Below are 13,809 nucleotides of genomic sequence, written 5' to 3'. Positions count from 1 at the left end.
GCTCCAACGCCTCCCGAAGTGCGGTCCTAGTGCCAGCGTCGGTCGAGTGGGCGGGCGTCTATATGATAGAGGTGGCTCTTAGAGCGCCCTCCCCAAAGTCAAGGTGTCTTCGCCAGTACAAACGACTTCGCCATTACTGACGAGGCGGTCAATAGCCTCGCCGATGCGCCGCTCGACGGAAGATCCCGTTCTGGTCCAACCGAACACGCGAGCCACGCCTTGGACAACCTCCGCCCGGGTGATCGCTCCAACGTCGCGGACGGTATGCACCGCCGCGATGGCGAGTTCTTCAAGGTGCACCTGCTCGACCTTGCGAGCGACCTTTCCGGCGGGAGTACGAACCGACGTGACATCACCCCCGGGGACCATCAGGAAGTCACCGTCGAGGACAACCTGTGCTCGTTGCATGGCGCGGTGGATGTTGCTGCGGATGTTTACACCAATGCGACCGACGTTCCACCAGTCCCTAAGACGCTCGTAGGCGACGTCAAGGTGGAGTGGGGCCTCGTGTTCGACGAGCGTCTGGATGGCTTCGACCATGTGCAGGTGGCTACCGGACTCGCCAGGATCCACCCATCGAGGCAAAGCCCGCACCGGTGCGAGTCGGTAAGGTGTCGTCCAAGTCGGGAACGCCGACGTGTCTGCCTGTTCCGTCTCGACTATGGGTCGATCGATTGCTGGCGCCTTCTTGGTCCGGCGCCCGAGGGGAGCGTCGATGGCTTCCTGTACAGCAGCGCGCAGGCGCTGCTCCTCGGTGGCACGGTCGCGGTACCAGGCCGTACCCCAGATACGGTGAAGTCGCCAGCCGAGGCCGGTGAGGACTTGGTCGCGGAGTCGGTCGCGATCGCGAGCGGATGGAGCTGAGTGGTACTGGTAGCCGTCGCATTCGACGCCCAAGGCAAACATGCCAGGGTAGGCCGGATGGCGTATGCCTATGTCGATACGGAAACCCGCTGCCCCAACCTGCGGTTCGACCGTGTGGCCCCAGCTCTGAAGGGCCGCGATGACAGATTCCTCAAACGGTGATTCCGGCTCGAGACCGGTGGATGAGTACGGGATCGCGAGGGTTTGTGGCCCCTTTTCGGCGTAATCGAGGTAAGCGCGGAAGTACTCGACGTTCTCATTGGCCGAGGGTGGAATTTGTCCTGCGTGCATTGAGGCCACTACCTCGACGCGTTGCCGAGCTCGCGTAATTCCCACGTTGAGGCGACGCCAACCCTTGTCTTTGTTCAGCGCACCGAAATTCGTCGAGACCTTGCCTGCTTCATCGGGTCCATAACCGACGGAGAAGATGATCACGTCTCGCTCGTCACCTTGCACCTGTTCCAAAGCCCGAATGAAGAAGCCGTTAAGGCGGTCTTCTGTATCGAAGAATCGATCGAGGTCCCGCCGATGGGTACGGGCCTCGTCTATGGCATCCTGGACTGCGTCGGCTTGGGCGACGGAAAAGGTAACGACGCCAAGCGTGAGGTCGGGACGCTTTGTGAAGTGCTCAATTACGCGTTCGGCAACCTTGGCCGCTTCGACGGGGTTGTAGGCTCCGCCGCCGCGCCGGTACATGCCGTGGGCGTGGAAGAACTCGATGCCGACGTCATCGCCTTCGGCATGGGCAGAGGGGAATGTGACAAGCTTGCCTTCGTAGAACTTGTAGTTGGAGAAGGCAATGAGGTCTTCATGGCGTGACCGGTAATGCCAGCGCAAGCCGAGGTTGTTGAACGCGCCGGAGGCTTTGGCAAGCTCGAGGACGGACTGGAAATCCTTTACATCGGTTTCGTCCTCATCGTCGTCGTCCGCAATTCGCTCAAAGAACGAGGTGGGTGGCAGCTGCTTGTCATCACCGGCGAGAATTAGGGATTTACCTCGGTAGATGCAATTGATGGCGTCCCCGGGAGTGACTTGCGAGGCCTCGTCGAAGATAACGACGTCGAACTCCATATCAGAGGGCAGGTACTGCGATACCGCCAGTGGTGACATCATGAAGACCGGCTTGATGCTAGGGGTGACGTTGCGGGTCATCGACATGAGCTCGCGCACTGGCCTGTGCTTCTTCTGCTTGCCTCCTTCGCGACGAATGACAGCAGGCTCCCCCATGGTTGTGTTCACTGGGCGGCGGGTATTGGCGGCGAAAATGATGTCGGCAGTTGAAGCCCTAATAAGGTCGCGATCCAAGGTGCGGTACTCATCGACGAGCGCTTCACGATCCGTTGCCAGCAGAGGCCGGAGACGCTCGTCGCCTTGGATAACTGCGTCGGACCAGCCGCGGAGGAGAGCCCGCTTGACCACGTTGGGGACGTCGTGCTCCGTGAGCCGCTGTTCAATACAGAAATCGACGGCGGTGTCGAGATCCCGCAAGGCCAGCTCTCTGTAGGCGCGTTGGTAGTCGAACCATTCCTGCTGACCGACTGTGTCAGCGCGTAAGGCGGCTATCAGTTCCAAGGCGTTATGGAAGTCATCGAACTCCTCAGTGAGCTCGCTGTGACGGCTTGTAGCGAAGGCCTGAATCAAGCGGTCTTGGGTCTGCATCCACTTTTCGTACGCAGTTCCCATAGTGCTGACAGGGATGGATTCGCCGAGGGTCTTCACCTGCCCAGGCGTCAGAGGCCCAGTGGCGAGGGATCTGAGCTCGAGCGTCCAATCGATTGCCTCGTCGAGGGTTTCAATGTCGGATTCACGGAAGTTGAAGTAAACGCCGAGCATGGCCCGGTAGTCGGGCGCTGCAGCATGCAACGCCTCAGTCGCGTGCCTGGCATTCTCGACGAGCTCTAGAAGTTCGTTAACCTGGGCAATAGAGTGGCTTTTGCCTGTGATGCTCCCTACGGCGCTGACACGGGCCGCAGCCTGTCGCATAGGACCGACGTGGCCACGGAGCCAGTCGACTGCGTGGCCGATGGGTTCAAGGATGAGCTCAGGGCGCCCAGTCAGCGCTGGACTAGGCTGAAGTCCGCGCTTCCACTCGTCAATGTCGGCGCGGGTGGCGTCGGCAACGGCCTGATGGGCGTGATGGGTTTCGCTGGTGGTCAGGTAATTGAGGAGCGGCGCAGGCACGTTGTGGTCGGTGAGGGTGAGAACTTCCTCAACGACGCTGAAAGCGGCAGAGAGTGACTCAAAGTTGGTTTCTCGTCCTGCCCAATGTGCCCCGAAGGTCTCTGCATGGATCAGGGCAAAGTGGTCAAAGTTCTTGCTTGTCTCGCCCCACGCGATTGCGTCCGAGAGGCGACCGATGCCATCCTTCACATCGGTGGCCTTAGTTAGCAAGCCAGCGACGGTTTTCTTGTCCGTGCGGTAATTGCCGGACAGCTTCCGCAGGCCCTTATGCAGATTAGTGAACCGGTCTTTCAGTTCAGCCAGCGGCGCCTCCAGGGCTTCAGGGGTGAATACCGAAGATGCCTTGGCCTCAGCGCCGTTCAGAGCAATGATGTGCTCCCGGAGAGCGGTTGCGGCCGCACGAGCCTCCGCCAAGCCACTAGGGGAAAACCATCGTCGAACCGGTCGAGTGCCTTGCTTGTGCAAGTCGATAATTCGGATCATTCGGTTTACATCATCGAACATAGTGACCGGCGGGAGTCCAAGGCTGGTGGCGAGAGAGGACAAGGCCAGGGTCCGTTCGCCAAGCAGATTCGCCTGAGACTCGAAGAGGTCCGCGGTTGCGGTCAGATCGGAACCCGAGACAGTTTCCAGATCCACAGGAAATGGGGATACCGAGATCGGGGCTGGGCTGGCTGGCACGGCCTCGGGTACTGGCAGGGCTGTCCACGGAACCCCGACAGATTGAATGACCCTCTCTTCAGCGTCATTAAGATGAGCCAGCTGACGGCCGAGGTCGGCGCGGATAGATGTCAACGACTCCGTGGAGTCGGCGGTCAGCCATTGCTCCATAACGGCGCTGGGGTGCGGCCGATGCTGGTGCTCAATGAGCTCGACCAGTCGTGGTGTGTCGGACGGCTTCGTGAGATTGAACGCATCGACCAGCGCGGAGTTAAGCGCGACCGTGCCGCTCAGCTCCTCGAGCGCAGATTCGGCTTGGTAGAGCCGAACTTCGAGTGACTGATCGTCGATAACTTCTCTCCAAAGGAATGACTCACCTTGCGCGGCAGGTCGCCATGCACGAACCAGTTTCGCGAGCACCTCTTGGATCTGAAGGTATTCTGCCTCGGTGAGGTCAGTCGGGGCCCTTTCCGGGACAGGCGCCATGGCTACGGTCGAGAGGTTCGCGTACACGCCCAGCACTTGGTGCAGCGACATGTTGAGCGGAGTCCGGACTTCATTCATTGCTGCCGCGTAATCATTGAGCTGCTCTCGGCGCTCTATCACGCCCTGCCGGGCGAGCCTCGTCATCGCCGCGGGAGGCTTGGCCACGCTGTCCAGCGTCTTGAGGAGCTCCGTCGCCACTTCCTTGCGGCTCGACTTGTGTGAATGTAGCTCGAGAAGGTACGAGTCGAGGCCAGCTGCGGCGAGGCGGTTGCGCACCACATCGAGTGCCGCGATCTTCTCCGACACGAAAAGTACTGTCCTGCCGGCGTGTAGCAGCGCACCGATCATGTTAGCGATGGTCTGCGATTTACCAGTGCCAGGAGGTCCGTCCATGACGAATGTCTTGCCTGCCAAGGCGGCAGCGACGGCAGCCCGCTGCGAGGAGTCCGCGTCAAGCACGAGGGGTGTCACCTCTGGCGGGGCCAGTCTGTCAACGTCGAAGTGATCAATTGGGTCGAATTGAAACTCCGGAGACTGCTGGCTGGGATCTGAAGTGGCAATAGCCCGGACGATCGGATGCTCGAGTATTTTGGCTTCGTTGTCGAGGAGGTCTTTGAACATGGCTTCTTTCGCAAACGAAAAGGTTGCCAAGTAGGTGATCTCGCGCAGAGACCAGCCTGTGAACGATTTGTTCTTCTCTAACGCTTCCCGTATCGCTGCGAGCGTCTCCGAAACTGACAGCCCGTCGATGTCTTCGGCACATGGAAACTCGATTCCGAACTCCTTTAGGCGAAGGCTCAGCGCCGGGTTGAGTACCGGTTCGTCTTCGCCCTCAGTGATCCGCGGCGTGCCCTTCGGACCCTCTGGCAAAAGCTGCACAGGCACAAGTAGGAGCGGCGAGACCATTGGGGTGTCATCGACGTCGCGCCAGTCGAGTAAGCCGAACGCCATGTACAACACCGAAAGGCCTCGATCGAGGAACTCTGCTGAAGCCTTCCGCATAAGGTTGCGAACCACCGGTCCGACCTCACCATCGGGCCGGGGGGAGTGAAAGAAGGCGCCCAGAGGCACTGGCTTCGCCGCGTCTGTATCTACCGGGTTGAGTTCGCCGCGGAACGCGTGCGGCTTGCCCGACTGGAGGCGAGCCAAAATCTCGTCCGGCGACGGTGAGTCAAGAAGAAGCGAGGAAGCCTTTGGGGCACGGAACTTGATGAGAGAGCTTTGTCGGGTCAGCCCAACCAGCCCGTCACGCCACACTTTGAGCGCCGCCCGATGCTCGTTCCGCTGGGTCATATTGCCTCTTCTCGATCTTTTCTTCCTGATCGCGAGCGCCTTTCTCATCGCGCGCGCGTCGCACGTACCACCCTAAGGCCCCAGATCATATTCACAGGCGCGAACCGCCCTGAACGTCCACTGGCACCAGCGATAGCCCCCGTCGAGATCAGGGAACAAACCAGCGCCGAAATCGCGGAAGTCTTCCTGTCAGCAGAAGGCTAAAAGCATTTCCAAACCCATCCCCAAATGCCCCCGAGCCTAGTCTTCGTTTCATGGGATCTACCCGGATACCGCGATCATCGGCGCCGGCCAGGCCGGTCTCGCCCCCAGCTACTGGCTTACCCAGGCGGGCATTGACCACCAGCTCCTCGAGCGGCGCGATTCCCTCGGCGGCGGCTACCAGGACCGCTGGGATGAGTTTTTCATGAACACCCCCAACTTCACGCTCGACCTCCCGGCATGCCCTACACCGGTGACGACCCAAGGCCATTCTCCCCCGCAACGCAATCGTGAACCTGTTCCGACGCTACGCTGAGGACATCAGCGCGCGCCTGTCCACACCGGCGTCGACGTCGCCCACCTATCGGTGACCGATGAGGGCCTATTCACTCTGGAAACGTCACTGGGCCGCATGAACGCATGCGAGGTCGCGCTCGGCACGGACGCGTACCAAGTACCGAAGGTCCCAGCCGAACCGCAATCCGAACCAGCTGCCCGACGGCGCCGCCCTCATTGTCGGGACCGGCCAGTCCGGCGGTCAGATCGCCGAAGAACTGCACGACGCCGGCCGCGAAGTCTACCGCGTCGTCTCCACCTGCCCCGAAGCACCCCGCCGATACCGCGGCCACGACATCCGCTCCGCGACCTCGTCCGCCGCGGCATGCAGCTGCACGGCCGCCTGGAAAACATCGACGACGGCGACATCACCTTCAGCGATGACCTCGCAACAGTCGAATCCGGTTTCAACAACCACAAGGCGATTGACGGGTATATTGCGGCGACGGGCTTGTACGCGCCTCCGCAGCCAGCCGATCCCGAGGCCGGCTGGCTGCCTTGAGACCTGGCCTCGTTGAATGCGACGGACGGTGGGATCACCTCCGTGCTCTGGGCAAAGGGATATCAACTGGACCTGCCATTCATGGACATTCCGGTGATGGATCACCTGGGATACCCGCGACACACCGCAGGCGTCACCGAACATGCAGGCCTGTACACCGAGGGGCTTCCCTGGCTAACGCGGCTCAATTCGTCGACCATTGGCTAAGTGGGTCTCAATGGGGAGCACGTGGTTTCACGGATCGCCGAGGGCTGAGGGGTGAAATTTCGACACAGGTCGACCCTCTGGCGGGACTCCTCAAACCGAGTGGTCTAATTATGACTGGAATCTCAGCCAGCACAGGAGCCAGTCATGTCATCGGAAGAGCCGGTCCTCACCCAGCAATATTGGTTTGTCGGAGCGTTCTACTCGGACTGGGACCCACAGGACCAGACTGCGCGCTTTCTCTCCCAAGGAATCTGGGAGAACGGCTTCGAGGATCGACACCTCGACGAAGTCAGGTCCATGCGGCCCGGGGACCGCATAGCAATAAAGTCGGCGTACGTTAGAAGGAACGGCCTCCCTTTCGACAATCAGGGTCAGAGCGTGTCAGCGATGGCTATCAAGGCCTTCGGAACGGTGACGAGGAACCACGGCGACGGACGGAGGGTCGATGTCGATTGGACCGAATTTAAGCCCCCACGAGAGTGGTACTTCTTCACGAACAGATCAACCATTTGGAGGATCAACCCAATTGACTGGAAGCGAAGGGCTCTCATTGATTTCGCATTCGAGAATGCAGAACAGGACATCGACCGGTTCCGCAATGACGTGTACTGGGCGAAGCGCTTCGGCGATCACGACCCGACTCCTGAAAAGGACTTCACCTGGAGCAAGTTCTATGAAGAGATGGCAACGGCGCTCCTTTCCTACAGGGACCGACGCCCAGAACTTCTGTCTGCTCTTGGGGACTTGCAAGACCGGCACGAGAATCTGAACTATCTGACTGACCGCGACCAGCATGGCAATCCTGTTCCCATGGACGACATCTGTCCGTTCACGGTCTTTGGTTCGTTCAACCGAAACGTGTCCAACGCGAAGCGCTCAGCCATAGCTGGGGAATGGGCAAACTTTCTTCGCATTTCCACGCCACCCCCTTCTACCTTTGATGCAGTACCGCTACTGAACAATCAGAATTCTTGGTTCTTTTCCTACAAACTGGAGCGACCTGAAGGCGACGTAGACACTCTCTGGGATGCATTCGAAGCCGCGCTGGCGTGGGCCGACTCGGGTGACGATCTAAATCGTGAACGGTTCGCGGACGCATACGACGCTGCTCGCGGCCTTCACGGTGTCGGCGTGAAATTGAGCATGGGTCTCTTTTGGATTCGTCCATGGAGCTACCTGCCGCTGGACAGGCAGTCCAGGACCTACCTGAGAACCGCTCTCATGCTTGACGGAGCTTTCTACAGAGCAGACGGAAACAGATACCTGACTCTCGTTGACACATTGAACGCAAAATTTTCTGACGCGGAGTATCCGGTTCATTCATTCCCGGAACTTTCTTGGACGGCGTTCCAAGGCGAAGCTGCATCCGATCCCTCGCCTGAACCCGACACCGACCCCGCGTCAGACGAACCAACTGGCGCCAACTTACCGGCCACTGTGTACTCAGTAGCGGACATCATCGCCGATGGTTGCTTCATTAGCCGAACCGAGCTGGTCGCGATCCTCTCCCAATGGCGATCTAAGAAAAACATCATCCTCCAGGGACCACCGGGCACTGGAAAAACGTGGCTCGCTCGGCGCTTGGCTCAGGCGCTGATTGGCAGCAAAGACATTCCGTCGGCAATACGGGCTGTGCAGTTCCACCCGAACATGTCCTACGAGGATTTCGTTCGGGGCTGGCGTCCTGGCTCCAATGGCCAGTTAACCTTGATAAACGGACCCTTCTTGGAGATGGTTGAACGAGCAAACACGTCGCCGGACGTTACTCACGTTGTTCTCGTTGAAGAAATCAACCGGGGCAATCCCGTGCAGATATTTGGTGAACTTCTTACGCTGATCGAAGCTGGCAAAAGGTCGCCACGCGAGGCCCTTCATCTAGCATATCCGCGGACTCCAGAGGAGACGGTGCACGTTCCCAGTAACCTCTACGTCATTGGAACAATGAATCTGGCCGACCGTTCACTGGCCATTATGGATCTCGCTTTCCGCCGCAGATTCGGATTCGTCTCGCTGAGCCCGGCTCTAAACGAAACCTGGCTACGTTGGATGCTGACCAATCATGCCGTTGGGCAGCACGAGCTCGAGGAGGTCCAGCGTGCCGTCAACGAGCTGAATGCAACTATCGTCAACGACTCACAGCTAGGAGCAGACTTCATGCTCGGGCACAGTTTCGCAACTCCCCCACAGGAACAACCCATTGAATCATTTGGGGAATGGTTTCGGGGGGTGGTGGCGACCGAAATCATTCCAACTCTAAAGGAATACTGGTTCGATGAATCCGGACGTGCAGAGCGGGAAGCTGCCAAACTTCTGGATGGGCTCTTGTGACTTTGGACAATGAGTCCCGCATTTACGTCCTCGGACAAGCGCACATTCCTATCCGCAATCTATGGCTTCTACTTCTCTATGCCTCGGATTTCTATAAATACGGCACTGAGCGTTCTCAAGGTTTCGAGGAGAACCCGGAACTTTTAGCCGACTTACTCGCAAACATACTTTGCCACAGCGTCGAGGAACGGCTGATACGGCCACTAACCCCCGCATTCATGCTCCGGAAACAAGACTTGAGACGTGTTCGAGGCCGGATAGACGTCCTACGGACAAAAACGCACCAACTGTTAACTCGCGGCCAGGTGGCCTGTCGATTCGAGGCGTTGACCGTCGACACTCCGCGCAATCGCTTGGTGCGTGCCGGGCTGATGCACTTGGCAGCGTTGGTCACAGATCGCAAGCTCGGACACCGATGCAGAACGCAGGCACAGAAGTTAGCCGATTTAGGAGTGGGTCGCGTCGGCTCCAGGTCTGCCCTGGAGGGGGTCAATTCCCAGTTCTCTCGGAACGATGTGAAAGACCGGCCCGTAGTTTCGGCTGCCAAACTCGCGCTGCAGCTGGTCCTGCCACGTGACAACGAAGCCGCTGGTGTCGGTCGCGCCGCCATCAGTGATCAAGAGTTTCGTCGGCTTTTTGAACGAGCCATTGGTGGCTTCTACAAAGTTGCAGGCGGCCACAGTGGTTGGAAAACCACCACAGGCCGCTACATTTCCTGGCATAAGGAATCAGAAACGCCTGGCATCCAGGGCCTTCTGCCTAAGATGCAGACAGACATCATTCTTGAGAATGGCGCTATTCGGCGGCGGCTGATCATTGATACAAAATTCACTTCATCATTGGAGATACGAAGGCATGGCGGAGAGTCCTTCAAGAGCAGCCACCTTTACCAGGTTTACACATATGTGAGGACACAGGAGTCACCTGACGATCCTTTGTCCCTTTCTAGTGAAGGCATGCTGCTGTATCCGTCCGTTGGCACTTCGGTCTTGGAGAGCTTCACCTCCGGTGGCCACAAGTTCACGCTAGCCACGATCGATCTCGGAGCTTCGGCACTTGAGATTCGCGAACAGCTGCTGAGTTTCCTGGAACGATAGCCCAAATATTACCTGACCATGCGGTACTCATGGTGGTATGGGTCAGTCCGGCCGCCAAATCGCCGAGGAACTGCACGGCGCCGGCCGGGAGGTCTACCTCGCCCTCTCCACCTGCCGCGAAGCACCCCGCCGATACCTCGGCCACAACATCCTCTACTGGCTCCTCGAAACCGGCAAACACGGCCGCGACTACGGCATCAACGTCTTCCCCGCCGCACGCTTCGCCCCCAACCCCCTGCCCTCCGGCACCGACGGCAGCCACAACATCCACCTCAGAGAACTCGGTCGCCGCGGCATGCACCCTGCACGGCCACGTTTAGTCAATCGACGACGGCGACGTCGCCTTCATCGACGACCTCCGCGAACGCCTCGCCGCAGTTGAGTCGGCGGTTAGACAGCGCTCACACAAGTTCATTGATGCATACACTGCCGCAGCGAGGATCGATGCTCCGGAGCAGGCCCATTAGAGGCAGATGACTGGATGCCAACAGAGCCTGCTCGACTGAACCTGGCTCGAACATCACGTCGGTGCTATGGGCTTTCGGTCACAAGCTCGATCATACTTTTTTGGATCTGCCCTTCGTCGGATCGCCAGCAGCGTTCTGCGCCGCGTCGGCGGCTAGTCACGCGCCCTGTCTAGTAGTCCGGGGTTCCCTCTCAGAGAAAGTTGTTGTTGGGTAGTCGTCCTCCTGCGGAGAATCGATGCAAGGCTCCAACCCGTGGTCAGTAAGGTATTTCAGCGCTCGTTCGATGGCGTCAATCTTTCGTTTCAGCTCTTTGAGCGCAGGCGCCGAGGCATCAGAAAACTCGTCAAGCCGCTCGTATTCGCGCCGCACCTCTATTTCGGTTTCAACGAGGACCGCCCAGAGGCCTTCGTCAGGATCCAGGTGCTGCCGCTGGCGCAGAATGGCTGCGGCGAGCCTGCGCTCAACGACGCCAACGAGGGTTTCCGCCGTGGTTCCAGGACTGGCTAGACCATAAGCAATACCGCCACCGCCGGCCGTAACCAGTGTTCCGGCGGTTAGCAGGCCCCCAATCATGCCACCGGGGCCAAAGCTCGCCAGTGCGCTCGTGATCACCGCGGCTCCTGCAAGGCCTGCTCCAGCAGCGAGCGCCAATCCGCCCGTCGCCACGACGATTGCTGCCGCGCCCGCACCGAGGGCGCCCCACTTGATCCAATTGACTCCGCGGCTACCGCTGAGTGCTTCTTGCGCGTGCTTTGCTGCCACGAACACGTCGGCACCATACTGTCCTCCCAAACCCATCTCAGCGGCGAGGTCTTCCATGGCTTCCTGCCATAGCTTTTTGGAGATCGAGATCTCGAAAGGACGTATGACATTCTCTGCCGCTAGCACCGTCAGGAGGACAACGGCTTCGTCTTTCGTGACGTGACCGATCGGACGTGGTTCGGGTACCGGCGCCCCTGGATCGGAAACGTCAAATTCGAGTCTGGCAATTTCTGATGGCATCGCCCGGCCGTCGCGGAGGTTGCGGTTCCTGATGTCTTCAACGGCGGCCGCTTGCACTTGCCGAAGTGCCCCCGTAAATCGATCTTTTTCTTCGCCTTCAAGACGCGTCTTCATCAGATATGCGTACCGCAGGGCCAGGAGTGCGAAGTGCTCTGTGGCATCCAATGGAATGTCCAGCCCTTTATCTACCTGTGCGACTTCTTTGGTATTAGACCCGTAGAGGGCGTAGCCGATGGCGGCAGCAACGGCGTCATTCGCGAGGTACTCGGCTGCCGCGTGGGCCAAAATCGGCAGTGACTTCGTGTTGATCCGAAAATCAATCATCCAAGGAAAAACGGACGACACGCCACGGTGCGCCGCCACAGGGTCGGAGACATTCCAGAAGTTCACCCACCATGCCAAGTTCGTCGGAGGCTCACTCAGCGTGTCACGAAGATTGTCCAAGTCGAAGGAACCGTTCGCCAAGGGGCTCCCGATTGTGACCATGCCCCCGACCTCAAGGCCGGCAGGCAAACGCCTGACGATGTCAGCTGCTATGACTGACCCGAGGCTGTGACCCACTATCACGAGCCTCCCCGACTCTGGCAGCTTACTTAAGATGCGTTCGAGAACCTGGGCTCGAATTTTCGGATTATTCAGGTAGTTGCGCGCTTGCTGAAAAGGTGGCAACCCGACTGCAGCATTAACCATGACGTCACCGCCAATATAGCCGTTCCCTCTATCGTGACGCCCTAGCCTGAACTCCAAGGCCCCGATGCGACGCTCGAATTCGCGGCGGTTCTTCTTGGCCGCCTCCCGAAGAGGCTGCTTGATAGTCAAGCCCGGCAGCCGGCACGGTTCATCTGTGCCTTTAAGTGCATGTGCATATTTAGGCGCTACAATCCGCAGCGACTCCAAATTGGGGTAGCCGAGGCGGACCAGAGATTGCGTCAGCCCGACCATCCAGCGGTCCTCTTGGTCGCCATTTCCCACTCCATGCAAGAACAGCAAGATTGATTCGTCCGACAAGAAAAGTCCCTTCGCGTCCACCCCTGGAAATCCTCAGCAACGAACGCCAAGTCTTGCGGCAAGCATAGCTAGGCAAATGGGAACGCCCCAAGAACCGCGGGCCGGAGGCGTGTTGTCCCAGGGTGGGCATGCGTTTCCACGTAATGTAGGCGTTTCCTACGACAACTAAGGCAGGTTGTGCCGCTGCTCGGACGACGAAGGATTAACAACGTCATTTTCCACGGATTGGGCGTCTTCCACCGCGTGCTCCTGCCACTGCGCATACGTCAACCCTGTGGACGGGTCTTTCCATGTCACTCGTCCATTTGTGGCTCTTCCTGCGATGACCGCTGCAGCCGCGCTGGGACTCTTGAATACATAGTCCTTTGAGAACTCAAGGAGAGAGCCGTCTGAGACCAAGACCCCGTCGGTAGCCAGCATTTCATGAAGCTTCGAGTAACCCGGGGTGGATCCAACCCAACCGTTTCGGGCCTTGGATCCCGCTAGGACAACGAACTCGTTGTCGGCCTCTTGCGCCCGAGCAAGAATCCCTTCGCTAGTCACTGTCATTTCGAAGACCGGCGACTTTGAAGCTGAACCCACGGAGACTGGTTCCAGGTTCGTCATAGTCGGAACTGCGCGCATTGAGTCGACACCCAAGACTGGCAGGACAATTCGCGCGTGCTCAATGAATTGCTCCATGTCCGAGAGGTCCGCTTCGGGGAGCGGGAGCGGTACCGGAGCCGTACCGTTGGTCACAAAGGAACGCCCAGCGTTCTTGGCAATGGAAATGAAACGACTCTCAAGGTACCTGGCGTGGGCCTTAGTTAGGTTTGCATCCTTACTGGTCAGAATTATGGCTCTGTTCCAGAAGTCTTTGCCACCCTTTTCTTCCGATCGGCTATGGATGCGGAGCCGTTCTCCGACCTCGTCAGCTTCTCCGATGTAAATAGCGTTAGAGTACGAGCCGTTGGGGTCATCACCTAAGAGTAGATAGACACCTGTGCGTTTCACCTCATCGCGTTTCAGGAGCTCCGGTAGGTCAGACCTGCCGGCGGCCATAATGTGACCGGTCCAGTTCATGATCTCTGCCGTCAGCATTCCACCTGGGCTTCCATCCACCAAGAACAGTCTCACCTGTTTGCCAACCGCCATATGATCCTCCACTCCTACCAAGAGCTGCTGCATTCCGGGCTTG

The 13,809-nt window shown here is 58.8% G+C and carries 9 protein-coding genes; 6 read left to right on the top strand and 3 right to left on the bottom strand.

Features of this window, described 5'->3' with window-relative positions:
• Window positions 1-78 precede the first annotated feature (78 nt).
• The gene (locus J2Y41_RS06520; protein ID WP_309927303.1) at window positions 79-5,484 is read right to left on the bottom strand and encodes a DUF3320 domain-containing protein; all 5,406 of its coding nucleotides are present in this window, start codon (window positions 5,482-5,484) and stop codon (window positions 79-81) included.
• A 259-nt stretch (window positions 5,485-5,743) separates the two neighbouring features.
• Between J2Y41_RS06520 and J2Y41_RS06515 the strand changes: the two genes are divergently transcribed.
• From J2Y41_RS06515 to J2Y41_RS06490, 6 genes are all read left to right on the top strand, one after another.
• Window positions 5,744-6,001, top strand: a complete 258-nt coding sequence (locus J2Y41_RS06515) for an NAD(P)-binding protein (protein ID WP_309927457.1) — start codon at window positions 5,744-5,746, stop codon at window positions 5,999-6,001.
• A 345-nt stretch (window positions 6,002-6,346) separates the two neighbouring features.
• On the top strand, window positions 6,347-6,523 hold the full coding sequence (locus J2Y41_RS06510) for a hypothetical protein (RefSeq protein WP_309927301.1): 177 nt from the start codon (window positions 6,347-6,349) through the stop codon (window positions 6,521-6,523).
• 42 nt (window positions 6,524-6,565) lie between these two features.
• On the top strand, window positions 6,566-6,730 hold the full coding sequence (locus tag J2Y41_RS06505) for a hypothetical protein (protein WP_309927299.1): 165 nt from the start codon (window positions 6,566-6,568) through the stop codon (window positions 6,728-6,730).
• A gap of 144 nt (window positions 6,731-6,874) precedes the next feature.
• Complete coding sequence (locus J2Y41_RS06500) at window positions 6,875-9,058, top strand: AAA family ATPase (protein ID WP_309927297.1); 2,184 nt, start codon at window positions 6,875-6,877, stop codon at window positions 9,056-9,058.
• Window positions 9,055-10,155: a 5-methylcytosine restriction system specificity protein McrC gene (locus J2Y41_RS06495; protein WP_309927294.1), complete on the top strand. Its 1,101-nt coding sequence runs from the start codon at window positions 9,055-9,057 to the stop codon at window positions 10,153-10,155. Before J2Y41_RS06500 ends, J2Y41_RS06495 begins: the two co-directional genes overlap by 4 nt.
• Before the next feature lie 37 nt (window positions 10,156-10,192).
• The gene (locus J2Y41_RS06490) at window positions 10,193-10,537 is read left to right on the top strand and encodes a hypothetical protein (protein WP_309927292.1); all 345 of its coding nucleotides are present in this window, start codon (window positions 10,193-10,195) and stop codon (window positions 10,535-10,537) included.
• Window positions 10,538-10,778: 241 nt separating this feature from the next.
• On the opposite strand, the gene J2Y41_RS06485 is transcribed toward J2Y41_RS06490, so the two are convergent.
• Together J2Y41_RS06485 and J2Y41_RS06480 are read right to left on the bottom strand one after the other, a co-directional pair.
• Window positions 10,779-12,110 (bottom strand): hypothetical protein, encoded by a 1,332-nt coding sequence (locus J2Y41_RS06485; protein WP_309927289.1) that lies wholly within the window; start codon window positions 12,108-12,110, stop codon window positions 10,779-10,781.
• A 687-nt stretch (window positions 12,111-12,797) separates the two neighbouring features.
• Window positions 12,798-13,799 carry a GIY-YIG nuclease family protein gene (locus J2Y41_RS06480; protein ID WP_309927287.1) on the bottom strand — a complete coding sequence of 334 codons (1,002 nt, stop codon included), beginning with the start codon at window positions 13,797-13,799 and terminating at the stop codon, window positions 12,798-12,800.
• Window positions 13,800-13,809 lie beyond the last annotated feature (10 nt).

The sequence above is a fragment of the Arthrobacter sp. 1088 genome, from assembly GCF_031455315.1.
Classification (GTDB): Bacteria; Actinomycetota; Actinomycetes; order Actinomycetales; family Micrococcaceae; genus Arthrobacter.
This window is presented reverse-complemented; position numbering and strand designations above follow the sequence as displayed.

Coding starts and splice junctions, on each gene's coding strand:
- J2Y41_RS06500 (WP_309927297.1), top strand. CDS start 6,875: ATGTCATCGGAAGAGCCGGTCCTCACCCAGCAATATTGGTTTGTCGGA.
- J2Y41_RS06480 (WP_309927287.1), bottom strand. CDS start 13,799: ATGCAGCAGCTCTTGGTAGGAGTGGAGGATCATATGGCGGTTGGCAAA.
- J2Y41_RS06520 (WP_309927303.1), bottom strand. CDS start 5,484: ATGACCCAGCGGAACGAGCATCGGGCGGCGCTCAAAGTGTGGCGTGAC.
- J2Y41_RS06485 (WP_309927289.1), bottom strand. CDS start 12,110: ATGGTCACAATCGGGAGCCCCTTGGCGAACGGTTCCTTCGACTTGGAC.
- J2Y41_RS06490 (WP_309927292.1), top strand. CDS start 10,193: ATGGGTCAGTCCGGCCGCCAAATCGCCGAGGAACTGCACGGCGCCGGC.
- J2Y41_RS06510 (WP_309927301.1), top strand. CDS start 6,347: ATGCAGCTGCACGGCCGCCTGGAAAACATCGACGACGGCGACATCACC.